The sequence below is a fragment of the Pseudomonas sp. 14A genome, from assembly GCF_018132745.1.
Taxonomy (GTDB): domain Bacteria; phylum Pseudomonadota; class Gammaproteobacteria; order Pseudomonadales; family Pseudomonadaceae; genus Aquipseudomonas; species Aquipseudomonas mercuritolerans.
On sequence record NZ_JAGRQJ010000014.1, the window covers coordinates 49,043 to 73,525 of the forward strand.

Consider the following 24,483-nt stretch of genomic DNA (forward strand, 5'->3'; position numbering starts at 1 on the left):
TTGAGGACACTTTATAAAATGTTGACGTTTTTGCGCCGACTTCTGTTGAGCACCGCGACCCTTGTCGCCGTGACCAGCCCAGTATTTGCCGCCGGCAAGCCATCGCCGGTTCTCTACAACAGCCTCGCCCACGCCGCGCCGGAACTCAATCCCCAGGCGCTCAAAGGTGCATTGAACGCCATGCAATGCGCGGTCAACAACGGCGCGAAACCCTCGCGGCATCTGGCGATCATCGATTATTCGCAACCGTCCACCGAACGCCGCCTGTGGATCTTCGATCTGAGCAAAAAGAAACTGGTGCTGCGTGATCTGGTTGCCCACGGTTCGAACTCCGGGGAAAACTTCGCCACGCAGTTTTCCAATCGCGAAGGCAGTTATCAGTCCAGCCTCGGTCTGTTCCGCACTCAGGAAAGCTACGAAGGTACTCACGGCTATTCGCTGCGCATGGATGGTCTGGAACCCGGTTTCAATGATCTGGCCCGTGATCGCGCGATCGTGATTCATGCCGCAAGTTATGTGAACCCGCTGTGGAGCAAGCGTCAGGGGCGTATCGGCCGCAGTCAGGGTTGCCCCGCCGTACGGCCGCAGATCGCCAAACAGGTGATCGATCGCCTGAAAAACGGCCAGTTCATGTTTTCCTGGTATCCGGATCAGCGCTGGCTGCAAAAGTCACCGTATCTGAACTGCCAGCCGCAACAGGTGGCGAGCATTCTCAACACCCACGCCAGTTAGCGCGCGTCGCCGCCGGCGGGTTTGTAGAACAGGAACCTGCCGGTCTGCGCGGTGTTGCGATAGGCCTTGGCCCAGCTCGGGTGCACGCCGCGATCGTGAAAATACAGGGCACCGCGCGTGCGGTCCTTGAGCTGACGGTTCAACGCCTTGCCGGCGATTTCCTTGGCCAGCGCGTATTCGGCGTCTTCCTTGACCTGATCGGGCTTGCCATCGCACCACCAGGAAAACTGGCAATTGCCGGTTTCCGATCCTTGCTTGACCACCGCGCACACCGTGTCGGGAAAGCCGTCGTGGCCGAGGCGATTCATCACCACACTGGCGACGGCTTCCATTTCCGGGGTGTCCTTGCCCTTGGCTTCCCAATAGATGCTGCGCGCCAGACAGGTCAGCGGATCGTCGAGCGGCGCGGCGCCGGCCGGGTCTACCGCCTGCGCTTCGGTGGGGGTGATGGCTTCGGATTTCGGCGCCGGCGCAGCACTGACTTTATCCGCCGCCTTCTCCTCCAGCACCTCGGCTTTCTGTTCGGCCTTGGCCTCGATCGGCGCCTGCGCCCCGGCCCATGCCGCGCCGGTCAAAAAGATCCACAACAAACCGCCCGCCAAGCCTTTCGATCCCATGTCGGTTCTTCCGTCAGCGCCCGCCCGGGGCAAGATGTTACGTCGGTGAGACGCCCGGTTTGCGGGGTCTTCGCAGAGTGTAGCGAGCAAATGCGCGGGCACACCAGCGCAGAAAAAATCCGCCGCAAAGAAAAACACATTCACTCACCGGGGGCCTTTCGCGCATCATGGGCGCATTCAGCTCAAGGGAGATTTCCATGCGCTTCATGCCGTCCGTTTTGCGTTGTGCCGCACTGTCGCTGGGCGTGGTGTTCGCCACCTCGGCGCTGGCTGCCGATGAACTGCAATTGATCGAGTCGATCAACAGCTATCGCAGCCAGCCGCAGCGTTGCGGCACGCAGGCATCGAACGAGTTGCCACCGCTGTCGGCCGATCCACGTCTGCGCCTGCCTGCCAGCGGCTCGGTCGATCTGCAGCAGGCCATGACCAGCGCCCACTACCCGATGGTCAACGTGCAGGCGATCACCCTCAACGGCCCGCGCGATGCAGCGGCGGCGATGCAGGCGATCAAGGAAAGCTTCTGCCAGGTGGTGCTCGACCCGCAGTTTGTCGATATCGGCGTCAACCGTGTCGACCGCGACTGGCGCATCGTTCTCGCGCGGCCGTTGCTGACGGCGAAACTCGGCGATGCACAAAGCGAAGGGCAAAAGCTGCTGGCGCAACTCAATACCGCGCGCAGCCAGGCGCGCCAGTGCGGTGGCCAATCCTTCGCGGCGGCAGCACCGCTGGCGTGGAATGCCACGCTGGGCGCTGTCGCTCAGGATCACAGCCGCGACATGGCCAACAATAACTACCTCGACCACAAGGACCGCGACGGCCGCACGCCAGGCGACCGCGCCGAGCTGTCCGGCTACGGTGGGCAACTGGTCGGCGAGAACATCGCCGCCGGGCAAGACACCGTCGGCAAGGTGGTCGACGGCTGGCTCGCCAGCCCCGGGCATTGCGCCAATCTGATGAATCCGCAATATCAGGAACTGGGCGCCGCCTATGCGACCGATCCGAAAAGCAACGCCGGCATTTACTGGACGGCAATGTTTGGCGCACCGTAAGGCATCATCGACGCCGTCAATCACTCGGTCAGCCAGAGTGATTGGACGGCATGGCGAACGCAGCCTACCCTGCGCGATCTGCGCCCGCTGACGGCGCTCCACATCCACGAGGCGAGCCCATGACACAGCGTGAATTGATCGATGGTCACAACCGCCGCGTGGATTATCTGCGCCTGTCGGTCACCGACCGCTGCGATTTTCGCTGCGTCTATTGCATGGCCGAGGACATGCAGTTCCTGCCGCGCCAGCAGATCCTCACCCTCGAAGAGCTGTTCCAGGTAGCGCAAAGCTTCGTTGCCCTCGGCACGCGCAAGATCCGCCTCACGGGTGGCGAGCCGCTGATCCGGCCTGGTGTCGTGCAACTTTGCGAACAGATCGCCGCCCTGCCCGGCCTGCGCGAACTATGCCTGACCACCAACGGCTCACAATTGGGCCGACTGGCCCAGCCGCTGTTCGACGCTGGGGTCAAGCGCCTGAACATCAGCCTCGACAGTCTCGATCCGCAGCGCTTCAAAGAGCTGACCCGCACTGGCGATCTGGCGCAGGTCATCGACGGCATCGATGCCGCGCGTGCCGCCGGTTTCACCCGTACCAAGCTCAATTGCGTGGTGATGCAGGGCCGCAACGATCACGAGATCAACGATCTGGTCAGTTTCGCCATCGAGCGTGATCTGGATATTTCCTTCATCGAAGAGATGCCGCTGGGCGCGATCGCCGAACACAGCCGCGCCGAATCCTTCTACTCCAGCGCGCAAGTACGCGAACGCATCGCCGAACGTTTTACCCTGATCGACTCGACCGAATCGACGCAGGGGCCGTCGCGTTACTGGCGCGTGGCCGAAGCACCGAACATTCGCCTGGGCTTCATTTCACCGCACAGCCACAACTTCTGCGGCACCTGCAACCGCGTGCGCCTTACTGTCGAAGGTCGCTTGCTGCTATGCCTGGGCAACGAGCATTCGATGGATCTCAAAGCGGTACTGCGCGCACATCCGGGCCACCCGGAACGGTTGGAGAACGCGATCATCGAGGCGATGAAACTCAAGCCGTATCGACACAACTTCGAAGTCAACGACGACGTGCAAGTGGTGCGTTTCATGAACATGACCGGCGGCTGATTCGCCGCGCAACCGGGACCGCGAGATGATCGTCAGACCGAGACCCAATCAGTTCGCCGTGCTGTTCACCCTCAGAGGCTCGATCGCCAAACGCATCGCCGTGCGCACTTTGATGCTGACACTGCTGGCGGCAGCGATTGTGCTGATCGAACTTCTGGTGCCGAGCTACTTCGCCCAGATCAATTCGACACCGTTCACCCTGCTCGGCCTGTCGCTGTCGATCTTCCTGAGCTTTCGCAACAACGCCTGTTACGACCGTTGGTACGAGGGCCGCAAGGCCTGGGGCGAGGTGCTGTTGCGGGTGCGCGCGGTGATGCGCGAAACCCAAGACCTCGATGACACCCGCCTGCGTGCACAACTGTTGCGCAACCTGTGCGGTTTCGCCCATGCGTTGAATGCACGGCTGCGAGGAGACAGCGAGGAGCAGGCCAGTGCCGACTGGGTCAGCCCGCCGATCGATGGGGCGGCGCCGGATCACTGCGGACAGATCCTTCATCAGCTCGGGCGCCAGTTTTCCCAGCTGGAAACGGCCGGTGTGCTATCGCCATGGCGTTATCAATTGCTGGCCAATCACCTGACCTGCCTGAGCCAGGCCCAGGCCGTATGCGACCGCATCAAGAACACGCCACTGCCCTTCCCTTACACCCTGCTGCTGCACCGCACCATCTACCTGTTCTGCCTGTTGCTGCCGTTCGCCATGGCGCAATCGCTGGGATGGTTGACGCCGCTGTTCACGGCAATTGTCAGCTACACCTTTTTCGGCTTCGACGCGATAGCCGATGAACTCGAAGACCCGTTCGGGCGCGATGAAAACGATCTGCCGACCGATGCGCTGGTGCGTACCCTGGAGCGCGATGTGCTTTACGAACTCGGCGTCTCGCCGTTGCCGCCCGCGCCGGAGCCGGACGATTACGTGCTGCGCTGATGGCACAGCGGCAAACAACAAAAAGGCCCGGCGTGTTCCCTCTGGACCGAAGTGCGGCCATTCGCGAGCAGGCTCGCTCCCACAGTTGAAATGCACTCTCCTGTGGGAGCGAGCCTGCTCGCGAAAAAGGCAACTCGGTCAAGCAGCCCAAACGCCGTAAAGCGCCACCGACGAATCTTCCATTTACACGCGCGCAAATTCCCCCTTACTATCCGGGCACACCGGTCGCCGGGCCTGCCCAGCCGCCGACGCTTTCCGCCAACGGAAACACGCGTTATGAGTACGTCACCACAACAACCCCAAAGGTTGCACGTCTCTGCTGTACGCGCCCACTGCAACAGGGGCCGCGTATGAACCGCATCGTCAATCTGCCCATGGCCCTGCGCCGTTCCAAGCTGCGTCACTCCGCACGCCCGCCGGATATCGCCGTCCCTGCCTGATCGCGTGAGCTGAAACCGCGACAGTCAATTTCCCGATTTTCCTGATATCCCTGCCGGGACACTTACGCCTTTTTGTCGCGTCGTGTCCGGCCGAATCTGCGCGCCTGTGCGGCGCCACCGTGAGTGATTTGCCATGAAATTCGCAGCCATCGAAGAAGCACGCCTGTTCCTCGAACAGAACCCCGATATCGACATGATCGAACTGTTCATCCTCGACGCCAACGGCGTGCCGCGCGGCAAGCTGTTGCACCGCGAAGAACTGCTCGCCGTGTACGAAAGCGGCCGGCCATTGCCGAGCACCATCCTTGGCCTGACCGTACAAGGCGAGGACGTCGAGAACTCCGGACTGGTCTGGGACGTTGGCGACATCGACTGCCGCGCCTATCCGCTGCAAGGCAGTCTGGTGCGCTTGCCGTGGCGACAGATTCCAACCGCTGCGGTGCAGGTCAGCATGCACCCGAGCGAGGGCATGCCGGCGAGCATCGCTGACCCTCGGCACCTGCTGATCAAGGTGATCGACGGGCTCAAGGCCGAGGGCTATCACCCGATCATGGCGTGCGAGCTGGAGTTCTATCTGCTCGATGCCAAACGCGATCACAACGGCCGCCCGCAACCGGCGCTGGACGCTGACGGCGGACGACCGCGACACACGCAAGTCTATGGTTTGCGCGAGCTGGAGCAGATCGAACCCTTCCTCGCCGACCTCTACAGCGCCTGCAAACTGCACGGCATTCCGGCGCGCACGGCGATTTCCGAATACGCCCCGGGGCAAGTGGAAATCACTCTGGAACACGGCGATGCGCTGGAGGCGATGGATCAGGCGGTGCGCTACAAGCGTCTGGTCAAAGGCGTGGCGCACAAGCACGGCATGCAGGCGACGTTCATGGCCAAGCCGTTCGATGATCTGGCCGGCACCGGCATGCACATGCACGTCAGCCTGGCCGATGCCGAGGGGCGTAATTTGTTTGCTTCTGAAGACCCGGCCGGCACGCCGCTGTTGCGCACGGCGATTGGCGGCATGCTTGCCTCGCTGCTCGATTCGCTGCTGCTGTTCTGCCCCAACGCCAACTCCTACCGGCGTTTCCAGGCCAACAGCTACGCGCCACTGGCGCCGACCTGGGGCGTCGACAACCGCACGGTCAGCCTGCGCGTACCCGGCGGCCCGGCGCCAACACGACACATCGAACACCGCATCTGCGGCGCCGATGCCAACCCTTATCTGGCAGCGGCAGCGATCCTCGCCGGCATTCATCGCGGCATCCGTGAAGAGCTGGATCCGGGGGCACCGGTCGAGGGCAATGGTTATGCGCAGGCGAAAGAACTGCTGCCGACCGATTGGCTGACGTCGTTGCAGGCGCTGGAAAATTCACAGTGGGCACGGGAGGCGTTGGGCCAGGAATTCCTTGGGGTGTATCTGGCGGTGAAGCGTGCCGAGTATCGGCAGTTCATGGCTGAAGTGGGTGAGCAGGATTGGCGGTGGTACCTGACCGAGGCTTAAAGATCCAACACCGAACCTGTGGGAGCGAGCCTGCTCGCGAAGGCGTCGTCACATTCAACATTTTGGGTGACTGACACACCGCTTTCGCGAGCAGGCTCGCTCCCACAGGGAATGCACTTCGAACTAGAATTTTTGTGGACCCCGACATGACCATTCGCTGCAATTCCTACTACACCGCCACCCTCAACCAGGACACCGACTACCCGACCCTGCAAGGCCGGCACAAGGTCGATGTGGTGATCATCGGCGGCGGTTTCACTGGCGTCGCCACTGCCGTCGAACTGGCGGAAAAAGGCCTGAAAGTCGCCATCGTCGAAAGCCACAAAATTGGCTGGGGCGCCACCGGGCGCAATGGCGGGCAAGTCACCGGCAGCCTCTCCGGCGACGGCGCGATGCGCAAGCAGATGCGCGCGAAACTGGGCGATGACGTGGACGATTTCATCTGGCATCTGCGCTGGCGCGGGCATGAAATCATCCGCGAGCGCGTCGAGAAATATGCGATCCAGTGCGACCTCAAACACGGCCATTTGCACGCGGCGTACAAGCCGAGCCACATGGTCGATCTGCGCAAGGACTACGACGAAGCCGTGCGTCGCGGATTAGGCGATGAAGTGAGCCTGCTCGACCGCAGCCAGGTTCGCGACCTGCTGCAAAGCGAGCTCTACCACGGCGCGATCAAGAACACCCGCAACATGCACCTGCACCCGCTCAACCTGTGCATTGGCGAAGCACGCGCAGCCGAAAGCCTGGGCGCGCAGATCTTCGAAAACAGTGAAGTGCTGGAGATCATTCACGGCGACACACCTGGCGTGCGCACCGCCCACGGCCAGATCGACGCCAGTCAGGTGATGCTCGCCGGTGACGTCTATCACAAGCTCGAACCGGGTCAGCTCAAGGGCAAGATCTTCCCGGCCATGGGCGGCATCGTCACCACCGCGCCGCTGGGTGATCTGGCGCAACAGATCAACCCCGAAGACCTCGCCGTGTACGACTGCCGCTTCGTCCTCGATTACTACCGGCTCACCGCCGACGGCCGTTTGCTGTTCGGCGGCGGCGCCAACTACAGCGGCAAGGATTCGCGCGACATCGCTGCGGAACTGCGCCCGTGTATCGAACGCACGTTCCCGGCGCTAAAAGGCGTGCCGATCGATTACCAGTGGAGCTGCGCGATGGGCATCGTCATCAACCGCATCCCGCAACTGGGCAAGCTTTCGGACAACATCTGGTATTGCCAGGGCTACTCGGGACATGGCATCGCCACCACGCACATCATGGGCGAGATCATGAGCCGCGCGATCACCGGGCAAATGGAGCAATTCGATACCTTCGCCGCGTGCCAGCACATTCGCGTGCCAATGGGCGACCTGCTAGGCAACCCGTTGCTGGCGGCGGGGATGTGGTATTACCAGATGCTCGAACGGTTGCGCTGACTGGACCGGCCCTTTCGCGAGCAGGCTCGCTCCCACATTGGATTTGTGAACGACACAACACCCTGTGGGAGCGAGCCTGCTCGCGAAGAGGCCCTCAAACCCAACACAAAATTCAATCCGGCAACTGCTCCACCACAATCCCCAGCCGCCGATAATCCTCGACATTCCCCGACCCCGGATGCCGCTCGGTAATCAACGTATGCAGGCGCGTACACGGCGCCACCACAAACGGCTCCACCGCGCCCAACTTGTCCGCCGAGGTCACTGCAATCACCCGCGTTGCACTGTCGAGCATCGCCTGTTTGATCGGCACCTCATCGAAATGCAGTGAGGTGATCCCCACCTCTGGATGAATCGCACACACCCCGGTAATTGCCAGATCAGCCTTGATTCCGGCCAGCAGTCGCAGCGCTTCCTGACCACTGGCCGACATCGAATGCGGATTCAATTCACCACCCGCCAGAATCACTTTCACGCCTTTGTATTCCGATAGAGCAATCGCTGTCAGCGGTGATGCGGTCACCGCAGTGATGCGGATATCGGCGGGTAATGCGCGCGCCACCTGCAACGTGGTCGAGCCGGAATCGAACAGCACAATCTGCCCGTCCTCGATGTGCTGCGCCGCCAATTGCGCCAGACGCACCTTGACCTCGTCGGTCTCATCCAGGCGGGTGAAGTAATCTTTGCCCGAATCCTTCGGTCGCGGCAGCGCCCCGCCATGCACGCGCTGCACCAGCCCGGCGCTGTGCAGCTCGGCGAGATCGCGGCGGATGGTGTCTTCGGAGACTGCGAAATGCTGGCTCAGCTCGGAGGCCATGACCTTGCCGTCCCGCTCGAGAAGCAAAAGGATTTTCTGCCGGCGCAGGGACGGCAATTCGGCGATGGAGTGGTCGTGCATGGTTATGCCTTTTTGTGCTTGTAGTTGCAGGTTTCAGCGACACTAGCGAAAGTCTCGGGCAAATACAAACGCAGCGGCTATCAATGCTTTCGATCATTGGAATCAACACGGCGAATTTTTTCTTTGCGCTGCGCCTGTTCACAATGGCCCCACTCTCAAAAGCTCAGGATGAACAGCCCATGAATCTCAACTTCGCCTTCGCCTGCATGATTGTCGTGTCGTTCGCGATTGCCTTGGGCCACGCCTGACAGCGCGTCAAACCGAGCCCAGCACTTGCTCACGAAGCCGTTTATGCGCCGCAGCCGCCCTGGGGGAAAAGGCTGGGGTGAGGGGGATGGAGCTGACTGACACGCCGCAATCGCCAGGCAGCACTGGCTTGCTTCAGGTTTCCTGGCGCACCCGCCTGACCTGCACCAACAACGCCGGGGCAAAATGCAGCAGCACCATCCGGCTCAGGTGATGCGTCAGAATAAACACCACATTCAGCCCGCCGCCAAACGCGACAATCGCAATCGTCTCGATCGCGCCCGGCATGTAAGCCAGCCACAGCGACAGCGGATCACTGCCCAGCCAGCGCGCAGCCACCTCGGCAAACGCCGCTGCAACGACGATCATCAAACCCACCGAGACCAAAGCGGTACGCCCATGCCGCGCCAGTTCTGCGATGCCGAGCCCCTGAAAACGTGAGCCGATGCGCACGCCAAGAATGAGTGCGGCCAGGTTCAAACTCCACTCCGGCATGTGAAAGCCGTGCAGCCATCCCGACTTCACAAATACAGCGGTTATGAGAATCGCGGTAAGCATGAATGGCGCCGGGACGCCGACCAGCAACAGCAAGCGGCCGAGCAATACGCTCAGCGCGATGACAGAGAACGCGGTCAGCGCCATGCCTGTGGTCAACGGATCGCTGGCGACTTCAGCCACCGCCGCTTGCCCGGGAATGAGCAAACTCACCAGCACGGTGATCAACAGCAGCCGCATCAGATGCACGATGATGACTTTGCTCGAAGCCTTTTCCGACTCAAGCAAATCGAACACTGCGGCCAATGCGCCGGGATACACCGCCAACAATGCGTCGGTGCGGTTCCAGCCGGCACCGCGTGTCAGCCACCATCCGGCGAGTGCGATTTGTACGGTCAGGCAGATCAGCAACACGCCAAGGCTGGGCAACATCGTAGTGGCCGTTTCGCTGTCCCACGCTTCGAACATCAGCCCAGTGGCAATGCCCAGCGTGACCTGGATGTAGCACAAGCCATAAGGAGTTGCCGGGGCGATGCCGGTTTTGCTGGCAATCAACGCGGTAACGACAATCGAGCCCAGCAGCAAGCCGTGGGGTACGCCTTCAAACTGCAATAACGCGCCGAAACCGGCCGCAATCAACAAGCACACAATGGATTTCATAGTTCGCCTTCCTGGCTATTTTGTGACACACCACCATTCCCCTGTGGGAGCGAGCCTGCTCGCGAAAGCGTCCTGCCAGTCACAGATGAATAACTGATCTATCGCCTTCGCGAGCAGGCTCGCTCCCACAAGAATCCAATACGTCTTACATACGCAAGCGGGCGATCGCCCGTCGGTATTTTTCGATACGCTCAAGATCATCCCAACTCGGCGAGGCGATCCGCGAGATATCGCTGTTTTCCTCCAGGTCCGCCAGCTTCACCACCCGCCCGATCGGGTTTTGCGCGGCGCGGTCGACAAAATCCTCGTAGGCCTCACCCGGCACTTTGGTCACCGCTGCAATCGCCGCCAGCACCTCTTCGCTGAAACCTTCCCCGCGCAAATCATCCAGGCTCACTCCACAATCCTCGACTACATCGTGCAGCACAGCGACGATGCGCTCCTCCAGCGTATGCATGCGCAACATGACTTTCAGCGGATGCAAAATGTACGGCGCCCCGCCCTTGTCCACTTGCCCACTGTGGGCGGTGGCGGCAATGGCGATGGCGCGTTCGAGGGTCTGGGCCATGGGAATCGAATCCTGCGCTGTATGTTTCTGATTGTTGCGCAGTGTACGCGAAGATCGCTCAGCGCAAACCGATTGAACCTTGCCCGACCTCGCCGCCTCGAAACCAGACAAGCGCCAAATCACCGATCAGACGCGGCGCCATTGGAGAGGAATTGCCGATGAAAACCCGACTGCTGCTCCTGATCGCCACGTTCGCCATTATCCCCACCTGCGTCATGGCCGAAGGCTGCGACGTGCAGACCCGCTCCTCCAGCGCCGCAGTGCCTGCCGTGGAAACCCACAGTTGCTACGAATACGAAGGCATGCCCGTTGACTCCATCAACTGGTCATGCAGCAACGAAACCAAGGACACTCTCAACGCCACCAAGAAAAAAGTCGATCGCTGCGACGACCACTACCAGGCCACCTGCACCGCCCGTCTGACTCAGGAATCCCTGGCCAACCCCCACTCGACCAGCAAAGACAAAAGCGCCAAACCGCTGAACATGCCCGACAACGCCAAAGTCACCACGTATTACTACGACGGTGAGCATCTGGCTCAGGCGAAGATTGATTGTGAAAACAGCGGCGGGAACTGGAAGGCTAAATAGCCTCGGTTATCAAGGATTGCCTGATAGAGAGCCCGGCTTGACGCCGGGCTTGCTGCATCTGCAAACAGCCTCAACCTTCACCAGCACCGCTGCTGGTGCCGCTGTCGTTCGACTGCTTCGAACCGCTGGGCTTGGAACCCGCAGGTGTCGAGCCGTCATTGTTGGTGGTGTTGCCCTGAGTGCCTTTGGGCACGGTGGCACCGTTGGAATGAATATCTTCCGGCGCACTTGGGTTGGTTTGGCTATTGCCGTCGTTGGCGGTGGGTGCCGGGGTGTCGCTGGCGGCTGTCGCGTAGAGCGAGGTGGCGGATAACAGGGTGGCCAGGGACAGTGCTGCGAGCTTGACTGGGCGCATTTTGGCGGTTCCTTTGCGGGGGTAAGGTATGCATTGGAATCAGGCGCGCGGCGAAAATGCAGAGGGGCTGACGAATGGCAAAAATAAACAAACCCGACGCCTCGGAAGAGACATCGGGTCATCGACAAAAAAATTTCTGGCAGGCAGAGAAAAGCCCGGCTCGAAAGACCGGGCTTTCCAGTACGACGTAGCCATCAACCACCACCGCTCCCCCCACTGCTGCTACCGGATGGTTGACCCGCAGGGCTGGGTTTGGAGGCGGAAGGCACCGGTCCATTGTCGGTCTTGCCACCATCACCACCCGGGGGCAGCGAATCGGCATCCGGGTCGGCATTGGTGGCTGGCGACGCCGGTTCACGAGTCTGGCTGGTGCCGTCGCTCGCCTTCGGGGTCGACGTTTCGCCTGCCGCGAGCACATACGGCGCACTGCCGAAGAGCAGCGCCGCGACGGTTAACACCGCGATTTTATGGTTCAGCATGGAGGCTCTTCCTTTGCGTGGTGAGTTACAGCATTGGAAGAAGCTGTGCGGCGAACGTGCGATGCGTCGGACGAGTGGTTATCAGCCGAAGACCCCGCGAATTGTCGACATCCGAATACTTCGCAGGAAAACACCCAAACGGCCCATGGTTTCCTGGAGAACCAACCTCGATAAAGCTATGCGAAACGCATGCTCCTCAAAAATTCGCCGGCGTATTCGCACTGATAATCTCAGCCTCATCTGCGCCGATATTGCGGAACTTGTGCGGCAGCGTCGTCGGAAAGTAATAACCATCCCCCGCACTCAGCACACTCACCTGCCCGTCCACGGTCAGTTCCACCGTGCCACGCGTGACCAGCCCGCACTCTTCACCTTCGGCATGCACGATCGGCTCTTCGCCGGAGCTGGCGCCGGGGGCGTATTGTTCGCGGAGCAGGCGCATCTGGCGGCTGGGGACGGAGGCACCGATGAGCAGCAGGCGCAGGCCGTGGCGGCCGAGGTCGGGTTGTTCGTTGGCGCGGAACACGTATTGGTGTTCGCGCGGGGGCTGGTCGAAGGTGAAGAAATCGGCCAGGGACATCGGTATGCCTTCGAGCAGCTTTTTCAGCGAGCTGACGGAGGGGCTGACGCGGTTCTGTTCGATCAGCGAGATGGTCGCGTTGGTCACGCCGCTACGCCGGGCGAGCTCGCGCTGGGAGAGTTTGTAGCTTTCGCGTACTAGTTTGAGTCGAGAACCCGTATCCATGACAGCCTTATGTGAGAGCGACTTAAGGGCGATGGGGGTGGGTGGCGGGTGCCGCGCAGGTGGCGCGGATCACGTTGCTCCCGTGTCCCGGAACCGTGAAAGGCGGCTATTAAATCACGTTTGCCGGTGTTGCTCAGCAGGTTCGATGGATGGTGCGGCAAAAGTCCTGTTGGCCTTGGCAATACAGTCACTGTGGGAGCGAGCCTGCTCGCGAAAGCAGTGTGTCAGACAACGAAGATCTTGGCTGACATGGCCCATTCTCGAGCAGGCTCGCTCCCACATTTGGTTTTGAGCAGGTCAGCAAAAGCGAGTGTGGCTGGGCTGGCCTCTTCGCGAGCAGGCTCGCTCCCACAGTGGACATCAGTGCTTTTGCATAAGTGAAAAACCGGCGGGGTCTTTCGGACCGCCGCCGGTGAGGTCAATCAGACGCCGAAGCGGTCGCGCAGGGAGTAGTAGACGGCACCCAGAGCGGTAAGCGGTGCGGAGAAGGTGCGGCCGCCGAGCATTGGCATGTGCGGCAGCGCGGCGAAGGCGTTGAAGCGTTCGGCGTCGCCGCGGATCATTTCCGAGATCAGTTTGCCGGCCAGGTGCGAGCAGGTGACGCCGTGGCCGCTGTAGCCCTGCATGTAGTAGGCGTTCTTTTCAATACGGCCGAATTGCGGCATCCGCGACATGGTCAGCAGGAAGTTACCGGTCCAGCGGTAGTCGATCTTCACGTCCTTGAGCTGCGGAAAGGTCTTGAGGATCTTCGGCCGGATCAGTTGCTCGATATCGTCCGGCTCCCGCGCGCCGTAGACCACGCCACCACCGTAAAGCAGGCGGTTGTCGGCAGTGAGGCGGTAGTAATCCAGCAGGTAGTTGCAGTCTTCGACGCAATAGTTGTTGGTGATCAGGCTGCGCGCCTGCTGCTCGGTCAGCGGTTCGGTGACGACGATCTGCGAACCACACGGCATGCTTTTCGCGGTGACGCGGTTGTCGAGGCCTTGCGGCAGATAAGCATTGCCGGCGATCAGCAGGTATTTGGCGCGGACCAGCCCCTTGGCGGTGCGCACGGTGATCGGCTCGCCGTAGGTGATTTCCACCGCCGCCGATTGCTCGTAGATCTTGCCGCCCAAGCGCACGATGGCAGCGGCCTCCCCTAGCGCCAGATTCAACGGATGAACGTGGCCGCCCTGCATATCCAGCAAGCCGCCAACGTAGGCGTCGGAACCCACTTCGCGACGAATGTCCGCGGCATCGAGCATCTTCAGATTGCGGTTGCCGTAGCGTTCCCAGTTGCGCTTCTGCTCGGCCAGGCCATTGAGTTGTTTCTTGTTCATCGCCGCGAAGATGCCGCCCGGGCGGTAGTCGCACTTGATGTCGTAATCCTTGATGCGCGAACGAATGATGTCGGCGCCTTCGAAGATCATGCTGCCGAGGATTTCTGCAGTCTTGTCGCCGTAGCGCTCTTCGATGACATCAACGTCGCGGCTATAGGAATTGACCAGTTGGCCGCCATTGCGACCGCTGGCGCCGTAGCCGACTTTCGCCGCTTCCAGCACGGTGACTTTGTAGCCGGCTTCGCTGAGGAACAGTGCCGAGGACAGACCGGTGTAGCCGGCGCCGATGATGCAGACATCGCAGTCCACTGCCTCTTCGAGAACCGGGAAGTCGATGACTTCGTTGCGGGTGGCGGCGTAGTAGCTGTTTACGTGTTGCTGTTTCATAGGTTTCTCCGAGGGCCGCCAACCAGGGGCGGCCGCCGCTGTAAAAGAGTCAGAGCTTGATCCAGGTCGCTTTCAGTTCGGTGTACTTGTCGAACGCATGCAGCGATTTGTCGCGACCGTTGCCCGATTGTTTGAAGCCACCGAATGGCGCGGTCATGTCGCCGCCGTCGTACTGGTTGACCCAGACGCTGCCGGCGCGCAGGCCGCGGGCGAAGGTGTGCGCCTTGCTCAGGTTGCTGGTCCACACCCCGGCGGCGAGGCCGAAGATGCTGTCGTTGGCGATTTGCAGGGCTTCTTCGGCAGTGTCGAAGGTGATCAGCGACAGCACCGGGCCGAAGATTTCTTCCCTAGCGATGGTCATCGCATTGGTCACGCCGTCGAAAATCGCTGGCTGCACGTAGAGGCCGCCGGTTTCTTCGAGGGTGCGCTGGCCGCCGGCGATCAGTTCGGCGCCCTGCTCGCGGCCGATGCTGATATAGCGCAGCACGTTGTCCAGTTGGCGCTGGTCGACCACGGCGCCGACGGTGGTCGCCGGATCCAGTGCATGCCCCGGTTTCCACGCTTGCAGCGCTTCCACCAGCAGCGGGATGAACTGCTCGCGGATCGAGCGCTCGACCAGCAGACGCGAGCCGGCAGTGCAGACTTCGCCCTGATTGAAGGCGATGGCACTGGCCGCCGCTTGGGCTGCCGCGCGCAGGTCCGGGGCGTCGGCGAACACCACGTTCGGGCTCTTGCCGCCGGCCTCGAGCCAGACGCGTTTCATGTTGCTCTGCCCGGCATAGATCATCAGCTGCTTGGCGATCGCCGTGGAGCCGGTGAAGGCCAGCACGTCGACGTCCATGTGCAACGCCAGCGCCTTGCCGACGGTGTGACCGTAGCCCGGCAGCACGTTGAACACGCCCTTCGGAATACCCGCCTCCAGCGCCAGTTGCGCGATGCGGATGGTGGTCAGTGGCGATTTTTCCGAAGGCTTGAGGATGAACGAGTTACCCGCCGCCAGCGCTGGAGCGAACTTCCAGCTGGCCATGATCAGCGGGAAATTCCACGGCACGATCGCCGCGACCACACCCGAGGGCTCGCGGGTAACGAGGCCGAGTTGGTCGTGCGGGGTGGCGGCGACTTCGTCGTAGATCTTGTCGATGGCCTCGGCGCTCCAGCGGATCGCGTTGGCGGTCGCCGGGATGTCGATGTTCATCGAATCGCTGATTGGTTTGCCCATATCGAGGGTTTCCAGCAGCGCCAGTTCTTCCTGGTGTTGCAGGATCAGATCGGCGAAGCGGATCAGGATGCGCTTGCGCTCTGCCGGGGCCTTTTTCGCCCAGATGCCGGAGTTGAAGGACTGGCGCGCGGCTTCGACGGCGAGGTTGGCGTCGGCTTCATCGGTGCTGGCGACGGCGGCAAGAAAGCGCCCGTCGACCGGGCTCAGGCATTCGAAGGTGTCGCCGCTGATCGCCGGGCGGTATTCACCGTTGATGAAGGCGCGGGATTCGATGGACAGGGACTGGAAGCGTTGTTCCCAGTCGTTGCGGGTTGTGGTCATTGTTTTGAGCTCGACAAGGGGGAATTTGGGGGTTGGTCTGGTTGCTTTGTCTGGCCGGGAATCGCTGCCCTCACCCTAGCCCTCTCCCAGAGGGAGAGGGGACCGATCGGGGGATGCCTGGTAACTGCGCCGACCTGAAAAATCTTTGCCGAATCCATCATCGACTGGATCGTTCAGGTCGCCGGATATCTCCAGACGACGCGGTCAGTCCCCTCTCCCTCCGGGAGAGGGTTAGGGTGAGGGGCTTTTGATCTTCAGACCGTATGCAGATACCAGTTGTACTCAAGGTCAGAGATCGAGTTCTCGAACTCGGCCAGCTCGCTTTCCTTGCACGCGACGAACACGTCGATGTACATCGGGTCGATGTAGCGCGCCATGACTTCGCTGTCGTCGAGCTCGCGCAGGGCGTCGCGCAGGTTGTTCGGCAGGCTCTGCTCGTTCTGCTCGTAGCTGTTGCCTTCGACCGGCGCGCCGGGCTCGATCTGGTTGGTCAGGCCGTGGTGAATGCCGGCCAGCACCGAAGCCATCAGCAGGTACGGGTTGGCATCGGCACCGGCGACACGGTGTTCGATGCGCACGGCATCCGCCGAACCGGTCGGCACGCGCACGGCCACGGTGCGGTTGTCGATGCCCCAGCTCGGCGAGTTCGGCACATAGAACTGTGCGCCGAAACGGCGGTACGAGTTGACGTTCGGGCAGAGGAACGCCATTTGCGCCGGCAGGGTCTCGAGCACACCGCCGATCGCGTGACGCAGTGCGGCGTTCTGCTCGGGATCCTCGCTGGCGAAGATGTTGTTGCCTTCTTTGTCCAGAATCGAAATGTGCACGTGCAAACCGTTGCCGGCCTGACCCGGATACGGTTTGGCCATGAAAGTCGTGTCCATCTCGTGGTCGTAGGCGATGTTTTTCACCAGACGCTTGAGCAGCACCGCGTAATCACAGGCCTTGATCGGGTCGGAAACGTGATGCAGGTTGACTTCGAACTGCGCCGGGGCGCTTTCCTTGACGATGGCGTCAGCCGGGATGCCCTGCTCTTTCGCGCCTTCGAGGATGTCTTGCAGGCAATCGACGTATTCATCGAGGTCGTCGATCAGGTACACCTGAGTCGACACCGGACGCTTGCCGGACACCGGCGAGCGAGGCGACTGCGGACGGCCATTCACGTTGTCCTGGTCGATCAGGTAGAACTCGAGTTCGAACGCCGCGCAGATGGTCAGGCCGAGGTCGTCGAATTTGCGCACCACGTTAGCCAGTACTTCACGCGGATCAGCGAAGAACGGCTGGCCTTCGATCTCGTGCATGGTCATCAGCAGTTGTGCGGTCGGGCGTTTTTGCCACGGCTCGATGCTCAGGGTGCCGGGAATCGGGTAGCAGATGCGATCGGCATCGCCAATATCCAGGCCCAGGCCGGTGCTTTCCACCGTCGAGCCGTTGATGTCCAGCGCGAACAGCGACGCCGGCAGGTTGATGCCTTTTTCGTACACCTTATGAAGACTGGTGCGTTCGATGCGCTTGCCGCGCACCACACCGTTCATATCCGCAATCAGAAGGTCGACGTACAAAACCTCAGGATATTTCTTAAGGAATGCGTTGGCTTCGTTGAGTTGAACGGTACGCAGAGGGACCGACATGATGCACCTATTTAGCTGTTAATTATTATGTTCACCACTGTGTTGCGCAGCCAGTCAATCTGAAAGGCAAAGTGAAGTCAATAGCGAACGCCCTGCCCTGCAGGCTTTATTTTTCGGGCTTTTATTAACACTCTCGTGCCATATCCGTCCCTAAATCCCGATAAACCTGAGCGATTTGATGAACGGCGTTTAGAATTTTTTACATGGCAGTTGTTAATTAAAATCAACGAGGCTAAGCTCCGGAAAAGCTCGTTCAAGTGACAGACTTCGAGGTGAATAAAAATGGCATTCAAGCCATTGATCGGCGTTACTGCGTGCGTCAAACAGATTGGCCTGCACCCCTATCACATCAGCGGCGACAAGTACCTACGTGCTGTCAGCGTTGGCGCTGAAGGGTTGCCAGTGGTCATTCCTTCCCTCGGCAAACTGACTGAAATCGATGACCTGCTCGGTCAGCTCGACGGCCTGTTGCTCACCGGCTCACCTTCGAACGTGGAGCCCTTCCACTATCAAGGCCCGGCAAGCGCCCCCGGCACGGATCACGATCCGGCCCGTGACGCCACCACCCTTCCTTTATTGCGTGCAGCCATCGCGGCGGGCGTTCCGGTGCTCGGCATCTGCCGTGGTTTCCAGGAAATGAACGTGGCGTTCGGCGGCAGCCTGCATCAGAAGGTGCACGAGCTGCCCGGCATGCTCGATCACCGTGAAGCCGACAGCCCGGATGTCGCCGTGCAATACGCGCCGGCCCATGCGGTCAGCGTGATCGCTGGCGGTGTGTTCGAAGCGCTGGAGCTGCCCGACGAATTTCAGGTCAATTCGATTCACAGCCAAGGCATCGACCGCCTCGCTCCCGGCCTGCGTGCTGAAGCCGTGGCACCGGACGGTTTGATCGAAGCGATCTCGGTCGAGCACAGCCCGACCTTCGCCCTCGGCGTGCAATGGCACCCGGAATGGCAAGTGCTGGACAACCCGAACTACCTGAAGATTTTCCAGGCGTTCGGCGCAGCGTGCCGGCAACGGGCGGCGAAGCGCAGTCAGCGCTGACGCAACCAAAGATTCGATAGCGATTTACTGCCCCCACGGCTGGCGGGTGTGCGTTTGCACATCCGCCCGTCGTGAACTGCAACACCCGTGATAACAACAAGTACGACCCAGGCAGCCAGGACAGCGGCGCCGAACAAGCCGGATCGGTACGGACAAAGGCCACTCAGGTCAACGCATATCCCCTGTGGGAGCGAGCCTGCTCGCGAAAGCGGTGTATCAGCAAACGATGATGTCGACTGACACTCCGTATTCGCGAGCAGGCTCGCTCCCACAGGTTCTGCGCCAGCTGACAGGCATTCCGGACCGCTCCGCAATCCACTTAAGCCCGGCCACATTGGCCAGGCACACGACACCTGTTGGGAGTTTCACATGGCAAACGCCTCCAGCACTTACCGCAAGGCACTCGAGGGTCATCAGCAACCGAAAAAGGTGCTGGTGAAAGTCGATCGTGTCACCAAGAAGTTCGACGAAACCGTGGCCGTGGACGATGTGTCCCTGGAGATCCATCAGGGCGAAATATTCGCGCTGCTGGGCGGTTCCGGTTCGGGCAAATCGACTCTGCTGCGCATGCTCGCCGGTTTCGAGCGGCCGACCGAGGGGCGGATTCTGCTCGACGGCGTGGACATCACCGACATGCCGCCGTACGAGCGGCCGATCAACATGATGTTCCAGTCCTACGCACTGTTCCCGCACATGACCGTGGCACAGAACATCGCCTTCGGCCTCAAACAGGACCGTTTGCCGGCCAGCGAAATCGATGCCCGCGTCGAAGAAATGCTGCGTCTGGTGCACATGACCCAATACGCCAAGCGCCGCCCGCACCAGTTGTCCGGCGGCCAGCGTCAGCGCGTGGCCCTCGCCCGCTCGTTGGCCAAACGGCCGAAACTGTTGCTGCTCGACGAGCCAATGGGTGCGCTGGACAAAAAGCTGCGTTCGCAGATGCAGCTTGAGCTGGTGGAAATCATCGAGCGCGTCGGCGTGACCTGCGTCATGGTCACCCACGACCAGGAAGAAGCCATGACCATGGCCCAGCGCATCGCGATCATGCACCTGGGCTGGATCGCGCAGATCGGCAGCCCGGTGGACATTTATGAAGCGCCGGTCAGCCGCATGGTCTGCGAATTCATCGGCAACGTGAACGCTTTCGACGGCACGGTGGTGGAAGATCTCGAAGGCCACGCGATCATTCACAGCCCCGACTTGCAGCAGAAGATCTATGTCGGTCACGGCGTCAGCACGTCGGTGCAGGACAAGTCGATCACCTACGCCATCCGCCCGGAAAAAATGCTCGTCAGCACCACCCAACCGGAATTCCGCTACAACTGGTCCGAAGGCAAGGTCCACGACATCGCCTACCTCGGCGGCCACTCGGTGTTCTACGTCGAGCTGCCAGGCGGCAAGATCGTCCAGTCGTTCATGGCCAATGCCGAACGCCGTGGCGCGCGGCCGACCTGGGACGACAAGGTCTATGTCTGGTGGGAAGACGACAGCGGCGTGGTGCTGCGCTCATGAGAACTTTCAATCAGCAATTCTTGCGCCTGGTGCCCAGCGGACGAAAACTGGTGATCGGCATTCCGTTCATCTGGCTGTTCCTGTTCTTCATGCTGCCGTTCTTTCTGGTGATGAAGATCAGCTTCTCGGAAGCCGCGCTGTCGATACCGCCGTACTCGGAGATCTACACCTTCGCCGAACAGAAATTCCAGCTGCTGCTGAACATCGGCAACTACACCCTACTCGGCGAAGACGAGCTGTACCTGTCGGCATATCTCGGCTCGCTGAAGGTCGCGGCGCTGAGCACGCTGATGTGCCTGGTGATCGGTTTCCCGATGGCCTACGCGATCACCAAGACCGGCAAGGAAACGCAAAACGTCCTGCTGCTGTTGATCATGATGCCGACCTGGACGGCGATCCTGATCCGCGTGTATGCGTGGATGGGCATCCTCAGCAACAACGGACTGCTCAACGGGTTCCTGATGTGGACCGGACTCACCGATCACCCGATCGAGATCCTCAACACCAACACTGCGGTGTACATCGGCGTGGTCTATGCCTATCTGCCGTTCATGGTGCTGCCGCTCTACGCCAACCTGGTCAAGCACGACAACAGTCTGCTGGAAGCCGCGCAGGATCTGGGTTCGAGCAACTTCAACAACTTCTGGAAGATCACCGTGCCGCTGGCCAAGAACGGCATCGTTGCCGGTTGCATGCTGGTGTTCATTCCGGTGGTCGGCGAGTTCGTGATCCCGGAACTGCTGGGTGGCCCGGAGACGCTGATGATCGGTCGCGTGCTGTGGCAGGAGTTCTTCAATAACCGCGACTGGCCGGTGGCTTCTGCGCTGGCGGTGGTGATGCTGTTGATCCTGATTGTGCCGATTCTGCTGTTCAACCGCAGCCAGGCCAAAGAGATGGAGGCACGGGGATGAAACGCTTCAACTTTTCCAAGTTCATGCTGATCTTCGGCTTGATGTTCATTTATCTGCCGATGCTGATTCTGGTGATTTACTCGTTCAACGCCTCGAAACTGGTGACGGTGTGGGGTGGCTGGTCGATCAAGTGGTATGTCGGCCTGCTCGACAACACGCAACTGATGGGCTCGGTGCTGCGCTCGCTGGAAATCGCCTGCTACACCGCGATTGCCGCTGTGGCACTGGGGACGCTGGCGGCGTTCGTGCTGACGCGGGTGACGCGCTTCAAGGGCCGCACGCTGTTCGGGGGTCTGGTGACCGCGCCGTTGGTGATGCCGGAAGTGATCACCGGTCTGTCGCTGTTGCTGCTGTTCGTGGCGATGGCGCAACTGATCGGCTGGCCGCAGGAGCGCGGCATCGTCACCATCTGGATCGCCCACACCACCTTTTGTGCCGCTTATGTGGCGGTGGTAGTCTCCGCGCGCCTGCGGGAACTGGATCTGTCGATCGAAGAAGCGGCGATGGACCTCGGCGCCAAACCATTCAAAGTGTTTTTCCTCATCACCATTCCCATGATCGCGCCGTCGCTGGCCGCCGGCGGGATGATGTCGTTTGCCTTGTCGCTGGACGATCTGGTGCTGGCGAGTTTCGTCTCCGGGCCGGGCTCGACGACGCTGCCGATGGAGGTGTTCTCGGCGGTGCGCCTGGGCGTGAAGCCTGAGATCAACGCCGTGGCCAGCCTGATTCTGCTGGCAGTGTCGCTGGTGACTTTCCTGGTCTGGTACTTCGGCCGCAAGGCAGAGGCCAACCGCAAAAAAGCGATCCAGGAAGCGATGGATCAGACCGCGAATGAAGCGTGGCAGCCGCAACGTGCGGCGACCGCCGTGTAGGAGCTGCGGAACGCTGCGATCTTTTGATGTTGATCTTCAAAATCAAGATCAAAAGATCGCAGCCTCGTTGCACTCGTCAGCTCCTACCGAGGGCTCGTCGATCAAGTTGTGTTTTTGAATAAGAAGAAGGGAGTTGTACCGATGAAAATGTTTGGCAGGACTCTGCTGACACTGTCCTTAATGGGCGCAATGGTCATGGGCGCCCAGGCCAACGACAAGGTGCTGCGTGTTTACAACTGGTCCGATTACATCGCGCCGGACACCGTGAAAAAGTTCGAAGACGAGACCGGCATTCGCGTGACCTACGACGTCTTCGACAGCAACGAAACCCTGGAAGCGCGCCTGCTCGCGGGCAAATCCGGCTATGACATCGTCGTGCCGTCGAACAGTTTCCTGGCCAAGCAGATCAAGGCCGGTGTTTATCAGCCGCTGGACAAATCGAAGCTGCCGAACTGGAAGAATCTCAACCCGGTGCTGCTGAAAAACGCCGCCGCCAGTGATCCGGACAACGCGCACGCGTTCCCGTACATGTGGGGCTCGATCGGCATCGGTTTCAATCCGGCCAAGGTCAAGGAAGTTCTCGGCGCCAACGCCCCGACCAACTCCTGGGACTTGCTGTTCAAACCGGAGAACGCGGAAAAGCTCAAAGCCTGCGGCATCAGTTTCCTCGATTCGCCGACCGAAATGCTCCCGGCCGCCCTGCACTATCTGGGCTATCCGGTGAACGACAAGGACAAGGCGCACATCGCCGAAGCCGAAGCGCTGTTCATGAAAATCCGCCCGTACGTGGCGTATTTCCATTCCTCGAAATACATCTCCGATCTGGCCAACGGCAACATCTGCGTGGCGGTCGGTTACTCCGGCGATGTCCTGCAGGCCAAGGCCCGCGCAGTGGAGTCGGGCAACAACGTGGTGATCGACTACAGCATTCCCAAGGAAGGCGCCGGCAGTTTCTACGACATGGTCGCCATTCCCCGTGATGCGGCGAACGTCGACAATGCCTACCTGTTCATGGACTTCCTGATGCGCCCGGACATCATCGCCGAAGTCACCAACAGCATCGGCTACAGCAACGCCAACGCAGCGGCCACGCCACTGGTGGACGAAGCGATCCGCAACGAACCGGGCTCGTATCCGTCGCAAGCTGTGATGGCGACCTTGTATGCAGTGCCGGATCAGCCGATTGCCACACAGCGGATCATGACGCGCGGCTGGACGCGGGTGAAGCTCGGGAAATAAAAACAGCGATGATCAAAAGTGTGGGAGCGAGCCTGCTCGCGAAAGCGGTAGGACAGGCGACGAAAATGTTGGATGTGCCGACGCCTTCGCGAGCAGGCTCGCTCCCACAATGAAGCAATGCAGTGCTGAAAATTTTCCGTTCACGCAGCGCCTTACCACCGCTGCACCCTGCTCTGAACGGCCTCACCCGGCTCCCTCGGCTCGGGTGAATTTGCAGGCGCCTTCGGGCGCCTTTTTTTGTCCGTTCAGATCAGCGGCCAGTCCTGCACAACTCGATACCGACCCTTGTGCGATTCGAACAAAGCGAAGCGTTCTGCACGCAGAAAGAACTCCGGCGGCGTGCGCGCTTCCGGCTCCGGCGCGCGGTACTCCCGCGCCAGTGTCAGGTGCGGGCGGAACTCGTGGGTGGGCTCGTCAAAACCGAACGGCAGCATCGCCTGCTCCAGCGCGTAGACCAGGCGCAGCAACGCCGGCGGCGCCTGCTCGGGTGCAAGGGACAACACACCGGCGCGATGCCAGACCTGCAAGCGATCCAGCGCAATGCGTAACGTTTCGCCGGGAATACGCACACTGCTCGCTGCTTCGCAGACGCCGTGAATCTGCGCCAGCGGCACCGCACCGAGAAACAGCAGAGTCAGATGAAAGTTATCCGCCGACACCGGTTTGCCGCTGCGCAGGCCCAGCTCCGCGCGCCACTGGGCGATTGCCTTGCGCTGCGCCGGCGGGCAGTCCAAAGCGAAAAACAGCCGTTTCGACGGTTCATCCCTGCGCACTTCATCCATCATCGCCCTGCCCCCCATATCGTCATGAACGCGCCGATTCTACACAGCCTGTTCTGACGACTCGCGACAGGAAGCTATAGTTCAAGGATTGCCATCAACCGGAGGCTGCCATGCGCGAGATCCTCAGCAAAGAACCCTGGTGGGCCCGGCCACCACATCCCGGACAGGACGAAAGCGAACTGGAATGGGGCTGGCTGGTGCATTACAGCGAAGGCGAACCGCGCTTCGAATTCGTTCGCGAGAGGCCCACCGACGAGCAGATCCGCAACCGCAAAAGTTGCCGGGTCACTCCCTCGGCCGAGTGAATAGAGCCCGTGCGAACTAATCCTGTGGGAGCGAGCCTGCTCGCGAAAGCGGTGTGTCAGATAAACAAATGACACTGATACGACGCTTTCGCGAGC

At 60.8% G+C, this 24,483-nt stretch carries 25 protein-coding genes; 14 read left to right on the forward strand and 11 right to left on the reverse strand.

What is annotated here, in order from left to right:
• Positions 1-18 precede the first annotated feature (18 nt).
• On the forward strand, positions 19-732 hold the full coding sequence (locus PS14A_RS14860; protein WP_016775166.1) for a murein L,D-transpeptidase catalytic domain family protein: 714 nt from the start codon (positions 19-21) through the stop codon (positions 730-732).
• Here PS14A_RS14860 and PS14A_RS14865 read toward each other — a convergent pair.
• On the reverse strand, positions 729-1,349 hold the full coding sequence (locus PS14A_RS14865; protein WP_137214868.1) for a cell wall hydrolase: 621 nt from the start codon (positions 1,347-1,349) through the stop codon (positions 729-731). The genes PS14A_RS14860 and PS14A_RS14865 overlap by 4 nt on opposite strands.
• Before the next feature lie 197 nt (positions 1,350-1,546).
• Here PS14A_RS14865 and PS14A_RS14870 point away from each other — a divergent pair, with 197 nt between their 5' ends.
• The 5 genes from PS14A_RS14870 (at position 1,547) to PS14A_RS14890 (ending at position 7,809) form a co-directional block, all read left to right on the forward strand.
• Entirely contained in the window at positions 1,547-2,398 is an 852-nt protein-coding gene (locus PS14A_RS14870; RefSeq protein WP_212616602.1) for a CAP domain-containing protein, read from the forward strand.
• 119 nt (positions 2,399-2,517) lie between these two features.
• The gene (gene moaA / locus PS14A_RS14875; protein WP_016775169.1) at positions 2,518-3,516 is read left to right on the forward strand and encodes a GTP 3',8-cyclase MoaA; all 999 of its coding nucleotides are present in this window, start codon (positions 2,518-2,520) and stop codon (positions 3,514-3,516) included.
• A gap of 25 nt (positions 3,517-3,541) precedes the next feature.
• Positions 3,542-4,441, forward strand: a complete 900-nt coding sequence (locus PS14A_RS14880; RefSeq protein WP_212616603.1) for a bestrophin family protein — start codon at positions 3,542-3,544, stop codon at positions 4,439-4,441.
• A gap of 573 nt (positions 4,442-5,014) precedes the next feature.
• Positions 5,015-6,379 carry a glutamine synthetase family protein gene (locus tag PS14A_RS14885; RefSeq protein WP_130911054.1) on the forward strand — a complete coding sequence of 455 codons (1,365 nt, stop codon included), beginning with the start codon at positions 5,015-5,017 and terminating at the stop codon, positions 6,377-6,379.
• A 146-nt stretch (positions 6,380-6,525) separates the two neighbouring features.
• Positions 6,526-7,809: an FAD-binding oxidoreductase gene (locus PS14A_RS14890; protein WP_212616604.1), complete on the forward strand. Its 1,284-nt coding sequence runs from the start codon at positions 6,526-6,528 to the stop codon at positions 7,807-7,809.
• A 112-nt stretch (positions 7,810-7,921) separates the two neighbouring features.
• Here PS14A_RS14890 and PS14A_RS14895 read toward each other — a convergent pair whose 3' ends face one another.
• The gene (locus PS14A_RS14895) at positions 7,922-8,707 is read right to left on the reverse strand and encodes a DeoR/GlpR family DNA-binding transcription regulator (RefSeq protein ID WP_212616605.1); all 786 of its coding nucleotides are present in this window, start codon (positions 8,705-8,707) and stop codon (positions 7,922-7,924) included.
• An 83-nt stretch (positions 8,708-8,790) separates the two neighbouring features.
• Here PS14A_RS14895 and PS14A_RS14900 point away from each other — a divergent pair, with 83 nt between their 5' ends.
• Positions 8,791-8,955, forward strand: coding sequence for a hypothetical protein (locus PS14A_RS14900; protein ID WP_163012744.1), 165 nt, complete (start codon positions 8,791-8,793; stop codon positions 8,953-8,955).
• Between the two features lie 133 nt (positions 8,956-9,088).
• Here PS14A_RS14900 and PS14A_RS14905 read toward each other — a convergent pair whose 3' ends face one another.
• The gene (locus PS14A_RS14905) at positions 9,089-10,108 is read right to left on the reverse strand and encodes an AbrB family transcriptional regulator (RefSeq protein ID WP_212616606.1); all 1,020 of its coding nucleotides are present in this window, start codon (positions 10,106-10,108) and stop codon (positions 9,089-9,091) included.
• A gap of 145 nt (positions 10,109-10,253) precedes the next feature.
• Complete coding sequence (locus tag PS14A_RS14910) at positions 10,254-10,676, reverse strand: HD domain-containing protein (RefSeq protein ID WP_212616607.1); 423 nt, start codon at positions 10,674-10,676, stop codon at positions 10,254-10,256.
• A 158-nt stretch (positions 10,677-10,834) separates the two neighbouring features.
• Here PS14A_RS14910 and PS14A_RS14915 point away from each other — a divergent pair, with 158 nt between their 5' ends.
• On the forward strand, positions 10,835-11,266 hold the full coding sequence (locus tag PS14A_RS14915) for a hypothetical protein (protein ID WP_130910980.1): 432 nt from the start codon (positions 10,835-10,837) through the stop codon (positions 11,264-11,266).
• A 70-nt stretch (positions 11,267-11,336) separates the two neighbouring features.
• Here the strand turns inward: PS14A_RS14915 and PS14A_RS14920 are convergent, their stop codons facing one another.
• The 6 genes from PS14A_RS14920 to PS14A_RS14945 all read right to left on the reverse strand — a co-directional run bounded on the left by PS14A_RS14920 (position 11,337) and on the right by PS14A_RS14945 (position 17,722).
• The gene (locus PS14A_RS14920) at positions 11,337-11,621 is read right to left on the reverse strand and encodes a hypothetical protein (protein ID WP_130910981.1); all 285 of its coding nucleotides are present in this window, start codon (positions 11,619-11,621) and stop codon (positions 11,337-11,339) included.
• Positions 11,622-11,815: 194 nt separating this feature from the next.
• The gene (locus PS14A_RS14925; RefSeq protein WP_130910982.1) at positions 11,816-12,100 is read right to left on the reverse strand and encodes a hypothetical protein; all 285 of its coding nucleotides are present in this window, start codon (positions 12,098-12,100) and stop codon (positions 11,816-11,818) included.
• 196 nt (positions 12,101-12,296) lie between these two features.
• Positions 12,297-12,845: a cupin domain-containing protein gene (locus tag PS14A_RS14930; protein ID WP_011333561.1), complete on the reverse strand. Its 549-nt coding sequence runs from the start codon at positions 12,843-12,845 to the stop codon at positions 12,297-12,299.
• 422 nt (positions 12,846-13,267) lie between these two features.
• Positions 13,268-14,551 carry an FAD-binding oxidoreductase gene (locus PS14A_RS14935; RefSeq protein WP_130910983.1) on the reverse strand — a complete coding sequence of 428 codons (1,284 nt, stop codon included), beginning with the start codon at positions 14,549-14,551 and terminating at the stop codon, positions 13,268-13,270.
• Positions 14,552-14,600: 49 nt separating this feature from the next.
• A complete protein-coding gene (locus PS14A_RS14940; RefSeq protein ID WP_212616608.1) occupies positions 14,601-16,091 on the reverse strand; it encodes an aldehyde dehydrogenase in 1,491 nt (496 codons plus the stop codon).
• A gap of 254 nt (positions 16,092-16,345) precedes the next feature.
• Complete coding sequence (locus tag PS14A_RS14945; RefSeq protein ID WP_007918694.1) at positions 16,346-17,722, reverse strand: glutamine synthetase family protein; 1,377 nt, start codon at positions 17,720-17,722, stop codon at positions 16,346-16,348.
• A gap of 282 nt (positions 17,723-18,004) precedes the next feature.
• On the opposite strand from PS14A_RS14945, the gene PS14A_RS14950 reads away from it, so the two are divergent.
• The 5 genes from PS14A_RS14950 to PS14A_RS14970 all read left to right on the forward strand — a co-directional run bounded on the left by PS14A_RS14950 (position 18,005) and on the right by PS14A_RS14970 (position 23,300).
• Positions 18,005-18,766 (forward strand): gamma-glutamyl-gamma-aminobutyrate hydrolase family protein, encoded by a 762-nt coding sequence (locus PS14A_RS14950; protein ID WP_212616609.1) that lies wholly within the window; start codon positions 18,005-18,007, stop codon positions 18,764-18,766.
• A gap of 369 nt (positions 18,767-19,135) precedes the next feature.
• Entirely contained in the window at positions 19,136-20,278 is a 1,143-nt protein-coding gene (potA, locus tag PS14A_RS14955) for a polyamine ABC transporter ATP-binding protein (RefSeq protein WP_039763289.1), read from the forward strand.
• Positions 20,275-21,189, forward strand: a complete 915-nt coding sequence (locus PS14A_RS14960) for an ABC transporter permease subunit (RefSeq protein ID WP_212616610.1) — start codon at positions 20,275-20,277, stop codon at positions 21,187-21,189. The genes potA and PS14A_RS14960 overlap by 4 nt, the downstream gene beginning before the upstream one ends.
• On the forward strand, positions 21,186-22,061 hold the full coding sequence (locus tag PS14A_RS14965) for an ABC transporter permease subunit (protein ID WP_212616611.1): 876 nt from the start codon (positions 21,186-21,188) through the stop codon (positions 22,059-22,061). Before PS14A_RS14960 ends, PS14A_RS14965 begins: the two co-directional genes overlap by 4 nt.
• Before the next feature lie 141 nt (positions 22,062-22,202).
• The gene (locus tag PS14A_RS14970; RefSeq protein ID WP_095182000.1) at positions 22,203-23,300 is read left to right on the forward strand and encodes a polyamine ABC transporter substrate-binding protein; all 1,098 of its coding nucleotides are present in this window, start codon (positions 22,203-22,205) and stop codon (positions 23,298-23,300) included.
• 245 nt (positions 23,301-23,545) lie between these two features.
• On the opposite strand, the gene thpR is transcribed toward PS14A_RS14970, so the two are convergent.
• Positions 23,546-24,085 (reverse strand): RNA 2',3'-cyclic phosphodiesterase, encoded by a 540-nt coding sequence (thpR, locus tag PS14A_RS14975; RefSeq protein ID WP_137214856.1) that lies wholly within the window; start codon positions 24,083-24,085, stop codon positions 23,546-23,548.
• Between the two features lie 107 nt (positions 24,086-24,192).
• On the opposite strand from thpR, the gene PS14A_RS14980 reads away from it, so the two are divergent.
• Complete coding sequence (locus tag PS14A_RS14980; RefSeq protein WP_212616612.1) at positions 24,193-24,387, forward strand: hypothetical protein; 195 nt, start codon at positions 24,193-24,195, stop codon at positions 24,385-24,387.
• Positions 24,388-24,483 lie beyond the last annotated feature (96 nt).

Excerpts from the sequence above, each read along its gene's own strand:
- PS14A_RS14910 (WP_212616607.1), bottom strand. The coding sequence starts at position 10,676 with ATGGCCCAGACCCTCGAACGCGCCATCGCCATTGCCGCCACCGCCCAC.
- PS14A_RS14905 (WP_212616606.1), bottom strand. The coding sequence starts at position 10,108 with ATGAAATCCATTGTGTGCTTGTTGATTGCGGCCGGTTTCGGCGCGTTA.
- PS14A_RS14895 (WP_212616605.1), bottom strand. The coding sequence starts at position 8,707 with ATGCACGACCACTCCATCGCCGAATTGCCGTCCCTGCGCCGGCAGAAA.
- PS14A_RS14880 (WP_212616603.1), top strand. The coding sequence starts at position 3,542 with ATGATCGTCAGACCGAGACCCAATCAGTTCGCCGTGCTGTTCACCCTC.
- PS14A_RS14920 (WP_130910981.1), bottom strand. The coding sequence starts at position 11,621 with ATGCGCCCAGTCAAGCTCGCAGCACTGTCCCTGGCCACCCTGTTATCC.
- PS14A_RS14870 (WP_212616602.1), top strand. The coding sequence starts at position 1,547 with ATGCGCTTCATGCCGTCCGTTTTGCGTTGTGCCGCACTGTCGCTGGGC.
- PS14A_RS14935 (WP_130910983.1), bottom strand. The coding sequence starts at position 14,551 with ATGAAACAGCAACACGTAAACAGCTACTACGCCGCCACCCGCAACGAA.
- PS14A_RS14860 (WP_016775166.1), top strand. The coding sequence starts at position 19 with ATGTTGACGTTTTTGCGCCGACTTCTGTTGAGCACCGCGACCCTTGTC.
- PS14A_RS14930 (WP_011333561.1), bottom strand. The coding sequence starts at position 12,845 with ATGGATACGGGTTCTCGACTCAAACTAGTACGCGAAAGCTACAAACTC.
- PS14A_RS14915 (WP_130910980.1), top strand. The coding sequence starts at position 10,835 with ATGAAAACCCGACTGCTGCTCCTGATCGCCACGTTCGCCATTATCCCC.
- PS14A_RS14925 (WP_130910982.1), bottom strand. The coding sequence starts at position 12,100 with ATGCTGAACCATAAAATCGCGGTGTTAACCGTCGCGGCGCTGCTCTTC.
- PS14A_RS14885 (WP_130911054.1), top strand. The coding sequence starts at position 5,015 with ATGAAATTCGCAGCCATCGAAGAAGCACGCCTGTTCCTCGAACAGAAC.
- PS14A_RS14940 (WP_212616608.1), bottom strand. The coding sequence starts at position 16,091 with ATGACCACAACCCGCAACGACTGGGAACAACGCTTCCAGTCCCTGTCC.
- PS14A_RS14945 (WP_007918694.1), bottom strand. The coding sequence starts at position 17,722 with ATGTCGGTCCCTCTGCGTACCGTTCAACTCAACGAAGCCAACGCATTC.
- PS14A_RS14865 (WP_137214868.1), bottom strand. The coding sequence starts at position 1,349 with ATGGGATCGAAAGGCTTGGCGGGCGGTTTGTTGTGGATCTTTTTGACC.
- PS14A_RS14980 (WP_212616612.1), top strand. The coding sequence starts at position 24,193 with ATGCGCGAGATCCTCAGCAAAGAACCCTGGTGGGCCCGGCCACCACAT.
- PS14A_RS14960 (WP_212616610.1), top strand. The coding sequence starts at position 20,275 with ATGAGAACTTTCAATCAGCAATTCTTGCGCCTGGTGCCCAGCGGACGA.
- PS14A_RS14890 (WP_212616604.1), top strand. The coding sequence starts at position 6,526 with ATGACCATTCGCTGCAATTCCTACTACACCGCCACCCTCAACCAGGAC.
- PS14A_RS14965 (WP_212616611.1), top strand. The coding sequence starts at position 21,186 with ATGAAACGCTTCAACTTTTCCAAGTTCATGCTGATCTTCGGCTTGATG.
- PS14A_RS14970 (WP_095182000.1), top strand. The coding sequence starts at position 22,203 with ATGAAAATGTTTGGCAGGACTCTGCTGACACTGTCCTTAATGGGCGCA.
- potA (WP_039763289.1), top strand. The coding sequence starts at position 19,136 with ATGGCAAACGCCTCCAGCACTTACCGCAAGGCACTCGAGGGTCATCAG.
- moaA (WP_016775169.1), top strand. The coding sequence starts at position 2,518 with ATGACACAGCGTGAATTGATCGATGGTCACAACCGCCGCGTGGATTAT.
- PS14A_RS14900 (WP_163012744.1), top strand. The coding sequence starts at position 8,791 with ATGCTTTCGATCATTGGAATCAACACGGCGAATTTTTTCTTTGCGCTG.
- PS14A_RS14950 (WP_212616609.1), top strand. The coding sequence starts at position 18,005 with ATGGCATTCAAGCCATTGATCGGCGTTACTGCGTGCGTCAAACAGATT.
- thpR (WP_137214856.1), bottom strand. The coding sequence starts at position 24,085 with ATGATGGATGAAGTGCGCAGGGATGAACCGTCGAAACGGCTGTTTTTC.